Below are 16,800 nucleotides of genomic sequence, written 5' to 3'. Positions count from 1 at the left end.
GTGGCGCCAACAGGCAGATGCAGTAGTGCGATCCGGCCATTCCGCGAGGGGCAGGGGGACTCCTGCGGATCCAGCTGATCCGATACGAGTGCCATGAAAGTAGGGAGGCCGGGAGGGGGCGTCAAGATGACGGTCAGGTCACTGTCATGCCGCGCGCCTGTGGCCGGGGCCCCTGTGGCGGTGGGACCCTGCAGACCATGAACATGTCTTTCCTGGACAAGTGGCGCAAGCGCCTGCACGTGGAGCATCCGGTGCCCCTCGCCGACTCGGTGCGCGCCGACCCGGGCAGCGTGGTCGAGCTGCTGTCCGAGTGCGAGCTGCTGCGTGCCCAGGCCGACAGCGCGGGGGTGGAACTGGACGACTCCGCGGGGTCGTTGGAAGCGCTCGACCAGCTGCAGCCGGTCTGGCGGGACGATCCGGAGGTGGTGCCCTGGCTCGGCAACGACGCCGGCCTCTACCTCGGCACCGTCCTCGTGCGCACGGTGCACGGCGCGGTCTGGGAGGTGCGGTCGGACGGGCAGCCGGTGGTCCGGCTGGCGTCGGGGCGGGAGATCGATGTGGTGGCGACGGGGCACGCGTGGGCCGATGTCGGGGCGCCCGAGCTGTCCCAGGTCTATGCCGAGGTCGCGGAGAGCTGAGCCGCGCCGGGGGGCGGCGGCGGTGCGGCGGGCGTGGTGCGTACGTCCAGGCACCGGACCGGTCGTCCATCCGCCCCAACAGGTTCATTCGTCGCCCTGGTTTCTCCCCCTGTCTCCGCTCCTCCGTGCGTGTCAGTAGGAAAACGCCCCTTTCATCCCGGTAGGTTGCGGGCTCTCCGCTGTACGGATGAGAGTGGGCAGGTCTGCATATGGCCGGTGATGCGCTGATTGAGCTGCGCGGGGTCAACAAACACTTCGGGAAACTGCATGTCCTCCGGGACATCGACCTCACCGTCGGCCGCGGGGAGGTGGTGGTGGTCATCGGGCCCTCCGGGTCCGGGAAGTCCACCCTGTGCCGGGTCATCAACCGCCTGGAGCCGATCGAGTCGGGCAGCATCACGCTGGACGGTACGGCGCTGCCCGAGGAAGGCCGCGCGCTGGCCCAATTGCGCGCCGAAGTCGGTATGGTCTTCCAGTCCTTCAACCTCTTCGCGCACAAGACGGTGCTGGCCAATGTGATGCTGGCGCCGATCAAGGTCCGCAGGAAGGGCAAGGACGAGGCCGCCGCACGGGCCCGCGAACTCCTCGACCGGGTCGGTCTCGCCTCCCAGGCCGACAAGTATCCGGCGCAGCTCTCCGGCGGCCAGCAGCAGCGCGTCGCCATCGCCCGCGCGCTCGCCATGGACCCCAAGGCGCTGCTCTTCGACGAGCCGACCTCGGCGCTGGACCCGGAGATGATCAACGAGGTGCTGGAGGTCATGCGGCAGCTCGCCCGGGACGGCATGACGATGGTGGTCGTCACCCACGAGATGGGCTTCGCCCGCTCCGCGGCCAACCGCGTGGTGTTCATGGACGACGGCCGCATCGTCGAGGACCGCACCCCCGAAGCGTTCTTCACCGCGCCCGAGAGCGACCGGGCGAAGGACTTCCTCTCCAAGATCCTCAAGCACTGAACGGGGGCGCTGCGATGCACATCCACTCCCTGCGACCGCGCCTGCGCCGCGCCCTGGCCGCGGTGGCGCTCACCGCCCTCGCGCTGGCCACCGGCGCCTGCGGCAAGGAAGGCAGCCCGCCGGTCAAGGGCCCCGAGGGCAGCGAACTGCCCCAGTACAAGGTCGCGAAGAACTTCCAGTTGCCCGATTCCCCGACCTGGGAGAAGGCCAAGCGCCGTGGCCACCTCGTCATCGGCGCCAAGGAGGACCAGCCGTACATGGGGGAGAAGGACCCCGCCTCCGGCCTCTACACCGGCTTCGACATCGAGATCGCCAAGATGATGTCCGCGGCCCTCGGCTTCCCTCCGAAGACGATCGAGTTCAAGACGATCGCCTCCGCCAACCGCGAAACGGCCCTGCAGAACGGCCAGATCGACTTCTACGTCGGCACCTACACCATCAACGACATGCGCAAGAAGCTGGTGGGCTTCGCCGGCCCCTACTACATGGCCGGGCAGTCGCTGCTGGTCCGTACGGACGAGAACGACATCAAGGGGCCGCAGGACCTGGCCGGCAAACGGGTCTGCTCGGCGGCCGGCTCGACCCCGTACCAGCGCATCCAGGCCGACTACCCCCGGGCCGATCTGATCGCCTACGACACCTACTCGGTGTGTGTGGACAACCTGCTGACCTTCCAGGTCGACGCGGTCACCACCGACGACGCCATCCTGCTGGGCTACGCCGCCAAGGTGCCCGACGAACTGAAGGTGGTCGGAAAGCCCTTCTCGGAGGAGCCCTACGGCATCGGGGTCCCGCGCGGCGACAACGCGCTGCGGTTCGCCCTGGACGACGCGCTCGTCGCGTCCGAGAAGAACGGCGACTGGAACAAGGCGTACGACGCGACTCTGGGGCTGTCCGGGGTTCCCGCACCGAAGCCGCCGCCGGTCGACCGCTACCCGGCGAGCTGAGGAGCAAGGACCTAACCGATGAACGTTCTCTTCGACAATTGGTCCCTCTACGGGGAGGGCCTGCTGGGCACCGTCGAACTCACCGTCTTCGCCTCCCTGCTCGCGCTCGTCCTCGGCTTCCTCATGGCGGCCTTCCGCGTCGCGCCCGTCGGCTCGCTGCGGGTCTTCGGCACGGCGTGGGTGACGGTGCTGCGCAACACGCCGCTGACGCTGCTGTTCTTCGCGGTGGTGCTGGGCCTGCCGCGCTTCGGGCTGGTGCTGCCCTTCAAGCTGTTCGCCATCCTCGCGCTGGGCTGCTACACCTCGGCCTTCATCTGCGAGGCGGTGCGCTCCGGCATCAACACCGTGCCGGTCGGACAGGGCGAGGCGGCCCGCAGCCTGGGCATGACCTTTCCGCAGACCCTCGGGGAGGTGGTGCTCCCGCAGGCGTTCCGGTCGGTCATCCCGCCCATCGGCTCCACCCTCATCGCGCTGGCGAAGAACTCGGCGATCGCCGGATCGTTCAGCGTCGTCGAGCTGCTCGGCGTCTACAAGCCGCTCAACGAGCTGGGATACAGCATCATCTGGACCTTCATCTGGATCGCCGTCGGCTATCTGATCGTGACCCTGACCATCAGCGCGCTGTTCAACGTGCTGGAGAAGCGCTTCGGAGTCGCCCGATGACCACTGCCCTCTACGACGTCCCGGGGCCGAGGACCAAGCGGCGGCACCTGTTCTACGGTCTCGCGTCGACCGTGGTGATCCTCGCCCTCATCGGCTGGATCATCTACCTTCTCTTCGACACCGGCCAGTTCGTCGCCGAGAAGTGGACTCCCTTCACCTACAAGGGAATTCAGGACCTGCTGCTCAAGGGCCTGGCCAATACGCTCAAGGCGTTCGGCCTCGCGGCGGTGCTGTCGCTGGCCCTCGGCGCGGTTCTCGCGGCCGGCCGGCTCTCCGAGCACCGGGCCCTGCGCTGGGTGTGCACCCTGCTGGTGGAGTTCTTCCGCGCGATGCCGGTACTGGTCATGATCTTCTTCGTCTATGTGGCGCTGAAGGTCGAGCCGCTGCCCGCGCTGGTCGCCGGACTGACCCTCTACAACGGCTCGGTGCTCGCCGAGGTCTTCCGCACCGGCGTCAACTCAGTCGACCGCGGCCAGCACGAGGCGTCCTACGCGCTGGGTATGCGCAAGACCCAGGTCATGACGCACGTCCTGGTGCCGCAGGCGGTGCGGGCGATGCTGCCGACGATCATCAGTCAGCTGGTGGTGGCCCTGAAGGACACCTCGCTCGGATTCCTGATCACCTACGAGGAGTTCCTGCACGCCGGCAAGCTCATCGCCTCCAATCTCGACTACGACCTGCCGTTCATCCCGGTCGTCATGATCATCTCGCCGATCTACATCGGCATGTGCATGCTGCTCTCCTGGCTCGCCAACTGGGTCTCCAGGCGGCAGAAGCGCAACCCGAAGGTGGAGGGCACCGACGTGGGCGCGCCGGAGCCGGGCTCGCTGCTGCCGGGCGGCCACAAGCGGCCCGCCGCCTGAGACGCCGCACGCGCGAGTGCCGGCCCCGACCGCAGAGGTCGGGGCCGGCACTCGTCGGAGGGCAGGCGCGGCGCGGTCAGCCGCGAACCGGCACCGTCACATACGACGGGTCGCTCGCCGGGGAGGAGAACGACAGCCGGGCGCCGCTCGGGTTGTGCTCGATGTAGAGCGGGTCGACGGTGTCCACGACGACCGCGAGCCGGTGCCCGGCCGGCACGTCGTACGCGGTGGAGAACAGCTCCAGGTCGACGCCGAAGGGCTGGTTCGGGGTCTCGCCGTGGAAGGTGAACGGCGCGTGCGTGACCAGCTTGCCGACGCCGAGCGGGCCGACGTCGTAGAGGTAGGCGATGCCGGTGCCGCTCTCCGCGGTGCTGGACACGGTGGTGTGCAGCTTCGTGGTCCCGCGCACCCGCTGCTCGCTCTCGTAGCGATCGGACTGCCAGACCGCGGCGAGCGAGCGGGGCAGCAGCGGGATCGACGCCATCGGCGGCAGCTTGAGGAACTGATCCAGCATGCTGGACAGGAAGATCAGCCCGCCGTTGGCGCCGGAGTCGAGGTTGGCGCTGATCCGCTTGGTGCCGTTCAGCTCGATCCTCCGCTGCGCCGACGGTACCTCCTTCCAGCTCGGGTAGCCCTCGTACGCCCCGGTCGAGCGGGACTTGAGCAGCACCGGCGACTCCCGGTCGATGCCGTTGTCCGCGCCCTTGAGGTAGTGGTCGAACCAGCGCTTGGTGTTGGTCCAGGTGTCGTTGGGCAGCCCCAGCAGGCCGAGTCCCTCCGCGGTGGCGTGGTCCCCCGGGCGGAACTCCAGCCGCTTGGGTCCCTTGAGCTTCTCGAAGAAGTCGGCGTACTGGTTGGGCGGGAAGAGCGAGTCGCCCCAGGCGTTGCCCATCATGATGGCGGCGCCGTTGTCGTTGAGGCGGTCGAGGTAGGTGGCGGGGGAGCGCTTCTTCCCCCACGCGATCATGTCCTCTTCCTTGTCGAGGCGGGAGGCCAGGAAGTCCTTGAGGACGGTCTGGAGTTCCTCGCTGGGACGCCCGGTGAGCGCGCCGGCGCCGCCGAGCATCGCGGTGGCCTGGAGGTGCTGGGTACGGCCGCTGTAGATGGAGCCGATCAGGTCGGCCCAGCCGCTGAGGGCCGCGACCGCCTTGATGCGCTTGTCGAACGCGGCGGCCAGCAGGCTTATCCCGGCGCCGTAGGAGACCCCGCCCATGCCGACCTTCTGCGGGTCGGCCGGAGTGTTGGCCAGCGCCCAGTCGATGACCTTAGAGGCGTCGGCGATGTCCTGCGGCCCGGCCGTCTCGATCTTTCCACCGGACTGCCAGAACCCGCGTGAGTTGTATCCGACGACCACATAGCCGGCGTCCGCCAGCTTCTTGGCCTGCGCCATGTATTCGACCTGCGGCATCGCCCAGCTGGTGGGCAGCACGATGACCGGGTAGCGCCGGGTGCCGTCCGCACCGGCCGGCGTGAAGACATTGGCCTTGAGGGTGGTGCCGCCGTCACCCGTGATGTCGACGAACTTCACGGACGAGGTGGCGGCTGACGCGGCGGAGGCGGGTGCCGACGCCACCGTCGCCGTGTCGGCGGTCGCGGGCGCCGTGGTGAGCACCGTGGTGGCGAGCACTGCCGCGGAGACGGTGCCGACGGCGGCGCGCAGAGTCGTGCGGGAGGGCGTCATCTTCTGCTCCAGATCTCGATGCGAATCGCCGGACGCTGTCCGGAGACAGGAGGGGCATCCGTCAACTCGATGTGAATGGAGAGTAAAGTCCGCCCCTTACCCGAGGTAACCCGTCGGTAGGTTACGGGTGGGTAACGTCGTTGCGGCGAGGGTGAGTCGGCGCTGTCGGCCCGCGAGTGAGGTCATGACGCGCCGAGTTGGCGCCGCGCTCCGTCGGCGGCTGAGGGCTTCGGCGGAACCGGGCCGGCTGCCCGCTCATCCTCCCTGGGGCAAGGGACCAGGGGCGGCCGGAAGGGGGAGCGGTGCCGCAGACGCCGTTCGACGACAGTGAGCGCCGCATCTGGGCGGGCAGCGCCGAGGCGTACGCGGCCGGGTTCGGCAGGCTCTGCGCCCACCCGGTGCCGCGGCTGCTGGACGCAGCGGGGATCGTCGCCGGGACCCGCCTGCTGGACATCGGGACGGGCACCGGGACCGCTGCGGAGGCGGCCGGTGCCCGCGGCGCGCGGGTGACCGCGGTGGACGCGGAGCCCGGCATGGCCGCCGGCGTCGCGCATGCGCTCCCGGAGGCCGCGGCCTTGGTCGCCGCCCTGCCCCAGCTGCCTTTCCGGGACGGCGTGTTCGGGGCCGCGGTGGGCAATTTCGTCCTCAATCACGTAGGGCGCCCCTTGGCGGCCCTCGGCGAACTGCGGCGGGTGACGCGGCCGGGCGGCCGGATCGCACTGACCATCTGGGCCGCCCCGGGCGCACCGGGGCAGGCGCTGCTCGGCCGCGCCCTGCAAGCGGCCGGGGTGACCCGCCCGCCGGACCTGCCCGCCCTGGCAGCCGAGGACGACTTCCCGCGCACCGCCGACGGCTTCGCCCGGCTGCTGCGCGCCGCGGGCCTCACCGACGTGCACTGCCTTCCGCTGCGCTGGGACCACCACGTCACGCCGGAGGAGTGGTGGCGCGGGCCGGCCGCGGGTGTGGCGACGATCGGCAGGATCGTGACCGCTCAGCGGCCGGAGGTGATCGAGCGGATCAGAGGCCACTTGGTCGACCTGAGCCGCGAGTTCACCGGGCCCGACGGCCGTCTGGTGCTGCCGCACGCGGCGCTGCTGGCCTCCGGGCGGGTGCGCTGACGGACACCGCGGAGGTGTTGGCGGCGGAGGTGTTGGCCGGGGGCGAGATGCCCCCCGGACGCCGTCGTCGCGCGGTGGCGCGCGCGGCCGCGGTCAGGTCGGTTCCGGCCGGCCGAAGAGCAGGTCGTAGCCCGGTGGGAGCTGGAGCAGAAGGCGCCCCATCAGCTCCTCGTCCGCGGCGTCGGCCACGACGCTCAGCACCGCGCCGACATCCCACTCGGCCGTCTCCTCGGTGGCTCCGTCGACCCACGCGGCCGTCGCCCGCACGAACCCTCGTGCGTCGAGCGGCTCGGCGGCCGGCAGCGGGTCGAGCAGTATCGGGGTGCAGGTCTCCGGGAGCCGGGCGGCGAGCTCGGACCTCTCGGAACCCACCACATGCGCTCCCAGGAGCGCGATGACCACGCGGGCCGCCCGCTCGGCCTCCTGCTGTGAGGGGTATTCGCCGCGCTCCTGGACGGCCGACAGGAACGCTTCCCACTTCATCACCATCTCGGCTCCCCTTGGTCTTGCGGACACTGCACGGTGCGAGGGGGCGTGCCGGCCCGTGGCAGGCGGCGGGCGCCGTTGCCCGGCCGGCCGGGGTCGTCGCGCCCGGGCCCCAAGGCCGGCCGAGGAAGAGCGGGCGATCGAACCCCGGGGCGCTCTGTAATCAGCTTCCGGCCGCAGGTCTCGCGGCGGAGCCCGGCATCCGCGGCGTCAGCCGGTCGAGTTCGCCGAAGGGCTCGGCTCGCGTGCGCAGCATCGGTCACCCCCTCGCGGATGCGCGATGCACATGGCGACCACGTGGACAACTCTCCCCGGCAGAGTTGACAAGTGTCGACCCAAGGTGGCCGTGGCGTGCGCGTCCACCCGTTCGGCCGTAGCCACCCGGACGGCCGCGGGCCCGTCGGGACCGGTGGGAGCGCCGACCCGCGCACCGGGAACCGGCCGGGTGCGCTGGCCGGTGCGGACGCGGCGGGAGACCCTCGTGCCGAGGGCTTGCCGCGGCAGCGGGCAGGTGACGATCCCTGCCGGGCGCGGGGTTACCGGCCCGATTACGGGTACTCGGGTGTTTCCCAGGAACGGTAGAGAGGTGAGAACCGTGAGCCACTCCACTCACCACCACCCGAACGGCACAGGTACGCACTCAGTGGGTGAGTTGGTCCAGCAAGCCTCCGAGCAGCTCTCCACCCTCGTCCGCCAGGAAATGCGGCTGGCGCAGGCCGAGCTGACGCAGAAGGGCAAGCGCGCCGGGATCGGCGGCGGCATGCTCGGCGGCGCGGGAGTGGTCGGCTTCGTTGCGCTGCAGGCGCTGGCAGCTGCCGCCATCGCGGGCCTCGCGCTGGTGGTGCCGGTGTGGGGCGCCGCTCTGATCGTTGCCGGGGCTCTGCTCGTCGTGGCGGGCGTCCTTGCGCTGGCAGGCAAGAAGGAGGTCGGCCGGGCGGTTCCGCCGACTCCGAAGCAGGCGATGAGCAGTGTGAAAGCCGATGTCGAGGAGATCAAGGGAAGGGCACGACGATGACGAGCACTCCTGACTCAGGCGGTCCCGACGCGCGGAGCCCGGAGGAACTGCGCGAGCAGGTGCAACGCACCCGGGAACATCTCGGCGACACGGTCGAGGAGCTGGCCGCCAAGGCGGATGTGGCCGGTCAGGCCAAGCACAAGGCCGCGGAGGTGCGGGACCGGGTGCAGCAGAAGGCGTCCCGGGCCGCGCATGCGGTCCAGGAGAAGACCGCGCACGTCTCGCAGACCGTCCAGGAGAAGACTCCGGAGCAGGTGCGGGTGGCCGCCGAGCGCACGGGGCCACGCAGGTCCTCGGCGGCCCTCGCGGCAGGTGCGGCGGTCCTGGTGGCGTTCCTGTGGCTGCGGGGGCACCGCGGCGGGAAGAGGTGCTGATCCATGGTGAAGCTGCTGTACAAACCGTTCTCCCTGCTGTTCGGGGTGCTCGGTGGTGTGGCGGCGGGCGCCGTCTTCAAGCAGGTGTGGAAGCTCGTGGCCGGTGAGGACGACGCGCCGGACGCCACCGACGAGGACCGCCGATGGCGCGAGGTGCTGGCGGCGGCCGCGCTGCAAGGCGCGATCTTCGCCGCGGTGAAGGCCGCCGTGGGCCGCGGGGGTGCCGTGGGCGTGCGCCGGGTGACGGGCACCTGGCCGGGCTGACGCGCGAACGCGGGCGAGATAACCGGCGAAACTGCCGATGCCCCGGCGACGTGCTCTGTCGCCGGGGCATCGGCAGTTCCCGTACAGGGCCCGGTTCGGGCCCGCCGGGCCCGCCGGGGCGGCCGTGCGACGCGTCGAAGTGGTCGGCGGGACAGGGCGGTTGAGGTCCGGCGGCGGTGAGTGGGGTGTGCGGCGGTGGGCGCGGGAGTCAGCTGCCGCTCATCAGGTTCCGCAGACCCGAGCGCAGATCCTCGACGTTCATCACCGGCTGGAGCGAGATCTTCGCGTTCAGCTCCATGAAGAACGATTCGAGCAGGACCGGCATCTGCGACGCCTCCTGCATGTCGAAGTAGAAGTACGCGGAGCGGTCGCCGTCGTCGACGGTGAAATAGGCCGCCTCCGGGTTGAGCGCGGCCAAGGCGGACTCCAGGACCTTCTGGAGATTGCCGCCCTTGATCGCTTCATTGCCCGCATCGGTCGGTATCCGCGCTTTGAGAACCATCCTCATCGAGCTCACTCCTCGCGCAGTCGCGGTCAACCGGAGCTCGGGGCGCTCGGCGCGCTCGCGGGAAGGGACCGGTCGCACCAGTCCCAGGATCTCACGGCCCGGACGCGCCGGATAATCCTCCGCCCGCCCTGGCCGCTCCTCCCGCGGCGTTCCGCGCGGGCGCCGGGGAGGTGATCGGGGTCAGGGGCGTCCCGACGGCGGGACCTCCTCGCCCGCCGGCACCGGGCCGGGGGGAGTGCCGTCGCCGAAGGGCCTGCCGCCCAACTCCTCGCGGTAGTGCGGGGTCAGCCAGCCGTACATGTCCGGCCCGAGAGGGACGAGGCCGTTCGGATTGATGCCGGTGTGCACCCGGTAGTAGTGCTGCTTGATGTGGTGGAAGTCGACCGTGTCGCCGAATCCCGGCGTCTGGTACAGGTCCTTGGTGTACGCCCACAGCACCGGGTCCTCGGCCAGCTTGAAGCGGTTGCACTTGAAGTGGCCGTGGTAGACCGCGTCGAAGCGGACCAGCGTGGTGAACAGCCGGATGTCGGCCTCGGTGATGGTGTCGCCCACCAGGTAACGGCGCTGCGCCAGCCGGTCGGAGAGCAGTTCAAGGCGCGTGAACACCTCCCGGCAGGCTTCCTCGTACTCGCTCTGCCCGGTGGCGAACCCGGCGCGGTACACCCCGTTGTTGACGTCCCGGTAGACCCCGGCCATGACCTCGTCGATCTCCTCGCGCAGCGGCTCCGGATACAGGTCGGGCGCCCCCGGCCGGTGCAGGGCCGTCCATTCGGTCGCGAAGTCCAGGGTCATCCGGTGGTAGTCGTTGGTGACCAGTTTCCCGCTGGGGACGTCCACGAGGGCGGGCACACTGACCCCGCCCGGATAGTCCTTCTCGCGCGCGGCGTACGCCTCGCTCAGGAAGCGGATGCCGAGGACCGGGTCCCGGCCGTCCGGGTCCAGGGTGAAGCGCCAGCTGCGGTCGTCCTGGACCGGGTCGGCGATGGCGAGGGAGAGGGCGTCCTCCAGGCCGAGCAGCCGCCGGGAGATGACGGCGCGGCTCGCCCAGGGGCAGGCGCGGCTGACCGCCAGCCGGTAGCGCCCCGCCTCGACCGGCCAGCCGTCGCGGCCGTCAGCGGTGACGCGGTCGGCGAAGTGGCTCTTGGACCGCTTGAACGGCTTGCGGCCGTACTCCGTGTTGCCGTCCGTCCTGGTGTCGCTGTCGGTGGGCCGGCCCATCGCCCGCTCCTTTCCCGAGTGCGGATGCTCGACGCGTGCTGCGGGACGTGTTCCTCGTGAGCTGTTCCCTGTGAGCCTTCCCGGACACGCGGGGGTATGCCACCGGGCCGACGGCGGGGTGCGGCTCCGCGGGGACGGGGATGTGCCCGCAGCGCGGGATATCGCCGCGGCATTTCCGGGCGCGGTGGGCGCCGGACGCGAGTCTTTACGAAGGCAATAATCGCCACCGGCCGGTAACCGCGCGGGCGGCCCTACAATCGACCGATGATCAAGAAAGTATTCGGTGCGGCCCTCGCCGGCGCCGCGCTCCTCATACCGGCCGTGAGTGTTACGGCAACCGCCAACCCCGGACCCTCCGGCATTCCGGCATCCGGAATTCCGTCAGCCGAAAGTCCGGCCCGGTCGAAGGCCGCTTCGCAGGACGCGAAATGGCAGCGCGTGGGTGACGGGATCACCGCGGGAATCAGTGGCCTGGCGGCAGCCGGGCGGCACGGCGCCGCCGTCGACACGCTCGCCGTGCGCGACAACAAGAAGCCCGGCGAGAACCGCCTGGTGGCCGTGCGGTACAGCCCGGACGCGAAGCCGCGGGTGCACGAGGTGACCTGGCGCGGTGAGCAGCCGGTGGACCTGGAGGCGATCGACGCGGTACCGGGCCACGACGGTTCCTATGTCGCCGTCTCCAGCAGCGGTACGGCGTATCACATCCAACGGGAAATCCGAGGGGAAGGCGCGGAAGGTGACACGGTGCGCGTGCTGCGCGCGACCCGTCTGCCCGGCGTCGCCGCGGACGACAATTACGAGGGATTCGCCCTGATCGCCGTACAGGGCACTATTGCCGCGGTCTGGGCGGATCGCGGGCAGGATGACCGCCCCGGTAAACTCACGGCGGCCGAATGGAATCCGACTACCCACACATTCGGGAAGCGGGATTCCAAGGAATTCCGGGTGCCCTACCCCACCAAGGACGTCCGGCACATTTCCGATGTGAAGGTATCCGGCTCCGGCGCGCTGACGGTCTCCTCGGCCTCCGACCCGGGCGACGACGGACCGTACGACTCCGCGCTCTACGACGCCGGCCGGGTCCTGGTCGGCCGTCACGGCGACGTCCGCCTGTCGCTGTCCGCCGCGCCGCACCGGCTCGCCACCTTCCCCGGGCACAAGATCGAGGCGGTGCTCTGCCTGCCCCGGTCCCGCGAGGGGATCCTCGGCACCGATGACGAGAACGACGGGGGATCGCTCACCTCCACGGCGTTCTGCCGCCCGTGAGCCGGAGCAGCCGAGGGGCAGCCGTCCCTGCCTCACGGCTGCGCGTGCGCGCCGGCACCTGTGCGCACGACTCGGCCCGTGCCGCCGCCCGCCTCAGCCGAGACGGGTCAGATCGGGGCGCAGCCGGTGCCAGACCGGGTGCCGCAGCCGGCCGGCCGATGTCCAGCCCGACAGGGTGATCTCGGCGACGAGCCGGGGCTCGACCCAGTGCGCGTCCGGCAGGTCGACGGAGTTGCCGAAGGGCGAGCGGGGACGCGCGAGGACACCCAGATAGTCCGCGAGGTCCCGCCGTTCCCGGTCGGACATGCCCGATCCGACGGACCCCACGTAGCGCAGTCCGGTCGGCTCCTCGACGCCGGCCAGCACCGCGCCCGGCAGCCCGCCGAGGGCGCCGTGGCCCGCCACCCAGCCGCCGATGACCACATCGAGCGTCATCACATGCTTGGTCTTGCGCCAGTCGGGTGAGCGGACCCCCGGTGAGTAGAGGGACGTCAGCCGCTTCGCCACCACGCCCTCGATGCCGCCCCGCAGCGACGCCTCCCACGCCTCCTGCCCGCGTCCCACGACGTGGGCGGGCACCGACCAGTTCTTGCCGCGAAGCCCCAGCCCGGACAGCACGGCGCGGCGCTCGTGGTACGGCGCGCCGAGCAGCGACCCGCCCAGGTACATGATGTCGAACAGCACCAGATGCACGGGGTGCTCCATCGCCAGCCGGGCGGTACGGCGCGGGTTGACCACGCCCATCCGGCGCTGCAGCAGCCCGAAGTCGGGGCGTCCCCGGGCGTCCAGCACCACCACCTCGCCGTCGAGCACCGCGGGGCGCCCGCGCAGCTGTGCGCCGAGGGGCCCCAGCTCGGGATAGGTCGAGGTCGCGTCGTTGCCCGCGCGGGTGACCAGCCGCACCGTGCCGTCTCCGGGGGTGTTGACGACGCAGCGGGCGCCGTCCCATTTGGCCTCGAACGCCCAGGCCGCCTCCTCGCTCCCGGCCGGCAGCGGCGCGACGGTGGCCAGCATCGGCCGGATCACGGGGTAGGGGGCAAAACCACCCTCGGCGGTCGGAGCCATATTTCCATGATCGGGCGCGGCACGGGCGGGCGCAGTTCGGCGGAAGCCGGTCGGGACGCCCCCGGTTCGGGAGGCCCGCGGCTCATCGCTCGCCGGTGCGCTTCCCGGCGGCCGGCGCGTGGGCCTCCTCGCCCTCGGTGTTGATGTGCGGCAGGATCCGGTCCAGCGTGCGGGGGGTCCACCACGCGGCCCGGCCGAGCAGCGTCATCACCGCGGGGACCATCAGCAGCCGGACCACGGTGGCGTCGATCAGCACGCTCACTGCCAGGCCCAGACCCAGCATCTTCACCACGATGTTCTCGCTGATGATGAAGGCCGCGAAGACGCTCACCATGATCAGCGCGGCGCAGGTGATGACCCGCGCGGTGATCTCCAGGGCATGGGCCACGCTCGCCTTCGCGTCGCCGGTACGCAGCCACGCCTCGTGCACCCGCGACAGCAGGAAGATCTCGTAGTCCATGCTCAGCCCGAAGACGATCGCGAACATCATCATCGGGACGTAGCTCTCGATCGGCACCGTCCCGGAGACCCCGAGTTCGGGTCCGCCCCAGCCCCACTGGAAGACGGCCACGACCACCCCGTACGAGGCGGCGATCGACAGGACGTTGAGCACCGCCGCCTTCAGGGCGACCAGCAGACCGCGGAAGACGATCAGGATGATGAGGAAGGCGAGGGCGACGACCACGGCGATGATCAGCGGGAGCCTGCTGGAGACGATGTCCAGGAAGTCCACCTGGGCCGCGGTCGTGCCGGTCACATAGCCGTGCGCGTCGGTGCCCCGCACGGCCTGCGGCAGTACGTCGTCGACCAGGTGGTTGGTCAGGTGGGTGGTCGTCTCGTCCTGCGGCGCCTGCGTGGAGTACGCGGTCCCGACGAGCGCGTCGCCGTCAGGGGTCGCCTTGAGCGGGGTGATGGTGTCCGCACCCGGCACGTTCGTGAGCGCCTTGCCGGCCTGCGTCGCCAGCGCGGCACGGTCCGCCTGCGGCACCCCGGACTGGTCGATGACCAGCGTCAGCGGCCCGTTGGAGCCGGGGCCGAAGGCGGACGACATCAGGTCGAAGGCCCGGCGGTCGGTGAACGACTTCGGATCGGCGCCGTCGCCGATGTGGCCCAGCTGGATGGAGAAGAGCGGAATGGCCAGGACGGCCACGACGGCCACCCCGCCCGCCAGGAACCACCACGGGCGCCGCTCCACCCGCTGCGCGTAGCGGTGCCAGGTGCCGCTCTCGGGGGCGCCCGCCGCGGTCCCCGTCTCCGCGACGGGCCTGCGGACCCGGAGGCTGTCGATGTGCCGGCCGATCAGCCCGAGCAGCGCAGGCACCAGGGTGAGCGCGCCGAGCACCGCGGAGATGACGGTCACGGCCGCCGCCACACCCAGCTTGGAGATGAAGCTGACGCCGGAGACCGAAAGACCGGCCAGCGCGACGATGACCGTGCAGCCGGAGACCAGGACGGCCCGGCCGCTGGTGGAGACCGCCCGTCCGGCGGCGCCGACCGGATCGACGCCGTCGATGACGTGCTGCCGGTACCGGGTGATCAGGAACAGCGCGTAGTCGATGCCCACGCCGAGGCCGATCATCGTGGCCAGGGTCGGCGAGACGGTGGCGAAGGTGAACGCGGCGGCCACCAGTCCCAGCGCCCCCAGCCCGCAGACGACGCTGAGCAGCGCGGTCACCAGGGGTACCGCGGCGGCGAGGACACTGCCGAAGCCGATCAGCAGGACCAGGATCGCCACCGCGAAGCCGATCAGCTCGCTGATCCGGTCGTTGGCCTTCGGGCGGGCCAGTTCGCCCAGCGTTCCGCCGTACTCCACGTCGACACCGGCGGAGCGCAGCGGCTGCACGGCCCGGTCGACGCCGTCGAGGTAGCCGGATCCCAGGGTGGAGGGCTGTTTGTCGAATCGGACGGTGATGTAGCCGGTTTTGCCGTCCGAGGAGAGCGGGCCGACGTTCGGCGTGCCGGGCGGCAGCGCCGGCGGCTTGGTGCCGGGCGGGGGCAGCGGGCTCTGCGCCGACAGGACGTCCGGCAGTTTGCCCAAGGAGGTGACCGCGCCGGAGATCTGGCTGCTGAAGGCGGTGAGCGGCTGCGCGGTGTCGTGCAGCACGACCTGGCTGTTGTAGCCGCCGGCCTTGGGGTCGTGCGCCTGGAGTACGTCCAGGCCCTTTTCCGACTGGGTGCCGGGGAGCGTGAAGTTGTCGGAGTAGCCGCCCCCGTAGGCGTGCTGGAGAATCTGAAGCCCGGCCAGGGCGGCCAGCCACAGCGCGATGACGATCACGCAGTGCCGCGCACACCACTCGCCCAGGCGTCGCAGTCGGCCCCCGGAGCGCGCGCCGCCGGGCGGTGTGGGGCTGGTCGGAGTCTGCGGCAACGGCATGGGGGCTCCCGACGAGGACCGGCGCTCGACGGGCCGCCGCGGTCTGGTGGTGCTCGTGCGGGCGCCTCCCGGGTGGGAGCGTCCGGCATGAGCGCATCGGACACTCTGCATTCAAAGCCCGTTCGGGGTGCGCGGCACGCCCACGCGGTGAGACGGGTGGTGGTGCCCCGCCGGGCGGCGGGCCGGTCCGCGCCCGAACACAGCCCGGTCTTCCTGCCCCTGGGCCTCGGTCGCCGCGGCCTTTCCACGGTTCCTTACGATCATGGGGATCGCCTCGGGGGGAGCCGCTCAGCGCGTGCGCCCGCGGCATGAGGCGGCACCGGATGATCTGACGCGACGTGAGGCAGGCATATTCGTGAGCTATCGACACGCTTCCTACGGTGGGCCGGAGGTCGTCCTGTGAGCCGGGCGGTGCTGGTGACCGGTGCCTCGCGCGGCATCGGACGGGCGGTCGCCGAGCGGTTCGCCGCGCACGGCGACCGGGTCGCGCTGCACTACGGCTCCCGGCGCGAGGCGGCGGAGGAGGCCTTCGCCGCGCTGGAGGGGAGCGGACACGTCCTGGTTCAGGGCGACGTGGGAACCCCGGAGGGTGCGGCGGCCGTCGTCGAGGCGGCCGTGACCGGTCTCGGCGGGATCGACGTGCTGGTCAACAACGCCGCCATGAATGTGGCGCACCCCTTGGACCGGACGTCCTTCGAGGACTGGCAGCTCGCCTGGCGGCAGATCGTGGACGTCAATCTGCTGGGCGCGGCCCACGTGAGCTACGGGGCGGCCCGCAACATGATCGAGCGCGCGGTCGAGGGCCGGATCATCCACATCGGGTCGCGCGGCGCGTATCGCGGCGAGCCGGATCACCCGGCCTACGGCGCGACCAAGGCGGCGCTGCACGCCATGGGCCAGTCGTTGGCGGTCCATCTCGCGCCGCACGGCATCGCGGTCGCGTCGGTGGCCCCCGGGTTCGTCGCGACGGAGCGGGTGGCGGACCGCATCACGGACGGGGTCCGGCAGCAGAGCCCGTTCGGACGGGTGGCCTCCCCCGGGGACGTGGCGGCCGCCGTGCACTACCTCGCCTCGCCCGAAGCGGTCTGGTCCTCCGGGACGGTCCTCGACGTCAACGGGGCGTCCCACCTGAGGTGACGGCGGCGGGAGGACCGGACACCGGAAGTCGGAACACCGGGACACGGGGACACGGGGACACGGGGACACGGGGACACGGGAAAAAAGGGGAAGCCCCGGCCGAACGGGGGAATTCGGCCGGGGCGGTTCCCGGGGTGCGGGCGCTGTCGCGGTGGCCTCGGGGTGGAGGCCCTGCGGGCCGGCATACCGCGGGGGAACGGTGCGGCCCATAGGTACCGGCGTTACGGCAC

The 16,800-nt window shown here is 71.1% G+C and carries 17 protein-coding genes; 11 read left to right on the top strand and 6 right to left on the bottom strand.

Annotated features, from left to right (window positions below):
* The first annotated feature begins 197 nt into the window (after positions 1 to 197).
* From QOM21_RS08015 to QOM21_RS07995, 5 genes are all read left to right on the top strand, one after another.
* Positions 198 to 638, top strand: coding sequence for a DUF6278 family protein (locus QOM21_RS08015; RefSeq protein ID WP_407549051.1), 441 nt, complete (start codon positions 198 to 200; stop codon positions 636 to 638).
* 209 nt (positions 639 to 847) lie between these two features.
* Positions 848 to 1,591, top strand: coding sequence for an amino acid ABC transporter ATP-binding protein (locus QOM21_RS08010; protein ID WP_407549050.1), 744 nt, complete (start codon positions 848 to 850; stop codon positions 1,589 to 1,591).
* A gap of 14 nt (positions 1,592 to 1,605) precedes the next feature.
* Positions 1,606 to 2,538, top strand: a complete 933-nt coding sequence (locus QOM21_RS08005) for a glutamate ABC transporter substrate-binding protein (RefSeq protein WP_407549049.1) — start codon at positions 1,606 to 1,608, stop codon at positions 2,536 to 2,538.
* An 18-nt stretch (positions 2,539 to 2,556) separates the two neighbouring features.
* Positions 2,557 to 3,201, top strand: coding sequence for an amino acid ABC transporter permease (locus QOM21_RS08000; protein WP_407549048.1), 645 nt, complete (start codon positions 2,557 to 2,559; stop codon positions 3,199 to 3,201).
* Positions 3,198 to 4,064, top strand: coding sequence for an amino acid ABC transporter permease (locus tag QOM21_RS07995; RefSeq protein WP_407549047.1), 867 nt, complete (start codon positions 3,198 to 3,200; stop codon positions 4,062 to 4,064). Before QOM21_RS08000 ends, QOM21_RS07995 begins: the two co-directional genes overlap by 4 nt.
* A gap of 76 nt (positions 4,065 to 4,140) precedes the next feature.
* Here QOM21_RS07995 and QOM21_RS07990 read toward each other — a convergent pair whose 3' ends face one another.
* Entirely contained in the window at positions 4,141 to 5,745 is a 1,605-nt protein-coding gene (locus QOM21_RS07990; protein WP_407549046.1) for an alpha/beta fold hydrolase, read from the bottom strand.
* A 302-nt stretch (positions 5,746 to 6,047) separates the two neighbouring features.
* Here QOM21_RS07990 and QOM21_RS07985 point away from each other — a divergent pair, with 302 nt between their 5' ends.
* A complete protein-coding gene (locus tag QOM21_RS07985; RefSeq protein WP_407549045.1) occupies positions 6,048 to 6,863 on the top strand; it encodes a class I SAM-dependent methyltransferase in 816 nt (271 codons plus the stop codon).
* A 93-nt stretch (positions 6,864 to 6,956) separates the two neighbouring features.
* On the opposite strand, the gene QOM21_RS07980 is transcribed toward QOM21_RS07985, so the two are convergent.
* Positions 6,957 to 7,346 carry a DUF2267 domain-containing protein gene (locus QOM21_RS07980; RefSeq protein ID WP_407555606.1) on the bottom strand — a complete coding sequence of 130 codons (390 nt, stop codon included), beginning with the start codon at positions 7,344 to 7,346 and terminating at the stop codon, positions 6,957 to 6,959.
* A 598-nt stretch (positions 7,347 to 7,944) separates the two neighbouring features.
* Here QOM21_RS07980 and QOM21_RS07975 point away from each other — a divergent pair.
* The 3 genes from QOM21_RS07975 to QOM21_RS07965 are packed head-to-tail and all read left to right on the top strand — an operon-like array spanning position 7,945 to position 9,002.
* Positions 7,945 to 8,364 carry a phage holin family protein gene (locus QOM21_RS07975; protein ID WP_407549044.1) on the top strand — a complete coding sequence of 140 codons (420 nt, stop codon included), beginning with the start codon at positions 7,945 to 7,947 and terminating at the stop codon, positions 8,362 to 8,364.
* Entirely contained in the window at positions 8,361 to 8,738 is a 378-nt protein-coding gene (locus QOM21_RS07970) for a DUF3618 domain-containing protein (RefSeq protein ID WP_407549043.1), read from the top strand. The genes QOM21_RS07975 and QOM21_RS07970 overlap by 4 nt, the downstream gene beginning before the upstream one ends.
* Positions 8,739 to 8,741: 3 nt before the next feature.
* Positions 8,742 to 9,002, top strand: coding sequence for a DUF4235 domain-containing protein (locus QOM21_RS07965; RefSeq protein ID WP_407549042.1), 261 nt, complete (start codon positions 8,742 to 8,744; stop codon positions 9,000 to 9,002).
* A 208-nt stretch (positions 9,003 to 9,210) separates the two neighbouring features.
* Here QOM21_RS07965 and QOM21_RS07960 read toward each other — a convergent pair whose 3' ends face one another.
* Positions 9,211 to 9,510 carry a hypothetical protein gene (locus QOM21_RS07960; RefSeq protein ID WP_407549041.1) on the bottom strand — a complete coding sequence of 100 codons (300 nt, stop codon included), beginning with the start codon at positions 9,508 to 9,510 and terminating at the stop codon, positions 9,211 to 9,213.
* A gap of 180 nt (positions 9,511 to 9,690) precedes the next feature.
* Positions 9,691 to 10,728: a glutathione S-transferase family protein gene (locus QOM21_RS07955; protein WP_407549040.1), complete on the bottom strand. Its 1,038-nt coding sequence runs from the start codon at positions 10,726 to 10,728 to the stop codon at positions 9,691 to 9,693.
* Between the two features lie 264 nt (positions 10,729 to 10,992).
* Between QOM21_RS07955 and QOM21_RS07950 the strand changes: the two genes are divergently transcribed.
* Positions 10,993 to 11,994, top strand: coding sequence for a hypothetical protein (locus QOM21_RS07950; RefSeq protein WP_407549039.1), 1,002 nt, complete (start codon positions 10,993 to 10,995; stop codon positions 11,992 to 11,994).
* Between the two features lie 93 nt (positions 11,995 to 12,087).
* Here QOM21_RS07950 and ligD read toward each other — a convergent pair whose 3' ends face one another.
* Positions 12,088 to 13,059, bottom strand: coding sequence for a non-homologous end-joining DNA ligase (gene ligD / locus QOM21_RS07945; protein ID WP_407549038.1), 972 nt, complete (start codon positions 13,057 to 13,059; stop codon positions 12,088 to 12,090).
* Positions 13,060 to 13,141: 82 nt separating this feature from the next.
* Positions 13,142 to 15,433: an MMPL family transporter gene (locus tag QOM21_RS07940; RefSeq protein WP_407549037.1), complete on the bottom strand. Its 2,292-nt coding sequence runs from the start codon at positions 15,431 to 15,433 to the stop codon at positions 13,142 to 13,144.
* A 399-nt stretch (positions 15,434 to 15,832) separates the two neighbouring features.
* Between QOM21_RS07940 and QOM21_RS07935 the strand changes: the two genes are divergently transcribed.
* Positions 15,833 to 16,570, top strand: a complete 738-nt coding sequence (locus QOM21_RS07935; RefSeq protein WP_407549036.1) for an SDR family NAD(P)-dependent oxidoreductase — start codon at positions 15,833 to 15,835, stop codon at positions 16,568 to 16,570.
* Positions 16,571 to 16,800: the final 230 nt, after the last annotated feature.

It is taken from the genome of Streptomyces sp. Pv4-95 (genome assembly GCF_045782725.1).
Taxonomy (GTDB): Bacteria; Actinomycetota; Actinomycetes; order Streptomycetales; family Streptomycetaceae; genus Streptomyces.
The sequence above is the reverse complement of the archived record's forward strand: the minus strand, read 5'-3'. Positions and strand labels throughout refer to the sequence as shown.

Excerpts from the sequence above, each read along its gene's own strand:
- QOM21_RS08015 (WP_407549051.1), top strand. The coding sequence starts at position 198 with ATGAACATGTCTTTCCTGGACAAGTGGCGCAAGCGCCTGCACGTGGAG.
- QOM21_RS08010 (WP_407549050.1), top strand. The coding sequence starts at position 848 with ATGGCCGGTGATGCGCTGATTGAGCTGCGCGGGGTCAACAAACACTTC.
- QOM21_RS08005 (WP_407549049.1), top strand. The coding sequence starts at position 1,606 with ATGCACATCCACTCCCTGCGACCGCGCCTGCGCCGCGCCCTGGCCGCG.
- QOM21_RS08000 (WP_407549048.1), top strand. The coding sequence starts at position 2,557 with ATGAACGTTCTCTTCGACAATTGGTCCCTCTACGGGGAGGGCCTGCTG.
- QOM21_RS07995 (WP_407549047.1), top strand. The coding sequence starts at position 3,198 with ATGACCACTGCCCTCTACGACGTCCCGGGGCCGAGGACCAAGCGGCGG.
- QOM21_RS07990 (WP_407549046.1), bottom strand. The coding sequence starts at position 5,745 with ATGACGCCCTCCCGCACGACTCTGCGCGCCGCCGTCGGCACCGTCTCC.
- QOM21_RS07980 (WP_407555606.1), bottom strand. The coding sequence starts at position 7,346 with ATGAAGTGGGAAGCGTTCCTGTCGGCCGTCCAGGAGCGCGGCGAATAC.
- QOM21_RS07970 (WP_407549043.1), top strand. The coding sequence starts at position 8,361 with ATGACGAGCACTCCTGACTCAGGCGGTCCCGACGCGCGGAGCCCGGAG.
- QOM21_RS07965 (WP_407549042.1), top strand. The coding sequence starts at position 8,742 with ATGGTGAAGCTGCTGTACAAACCGTTCTCCCTGCTGTTCGGGGTGCTC.
- QOM21_RS07960 (WP_407549041.1), bottom strand. The coding sequence starts at position 9,510 with ATGAGGATGGTTCTCAAAGCGCGGATACCGACCGATGCGGGCAATGAA.
- QOM21_RS07955 (WP_407549040.1), bottom strand. The coding sequence starts at position 10,728 with ATGGGCCGGCCCACCGACAGCGACACCAGGACGGACGGCAACACGGAG.
- QOM21_RS07950 (WP_407549039.1), top strand. The coding sequence starts at position 10,993 with ATGATCAAGAAAGTATTCGGTGCGGCCCTCGCCGGCGCCGCGCTCCTC.
- ligD (WP_407549038.1), bottom strand. The coding sequence starts at position 13,059 with ATGGCTCCGACCGCCGAGGGTGGTTTTGCCCCCTACCCCGTGATCCGG.
- QOM21_RS07940 (WP_407549037.1), bottom strand. The coding sequence starts at position 15,433 with ATGCCGTTGCCGCAGACTCCGACCAGCCCCACACCGCCCGGCGGCGCG.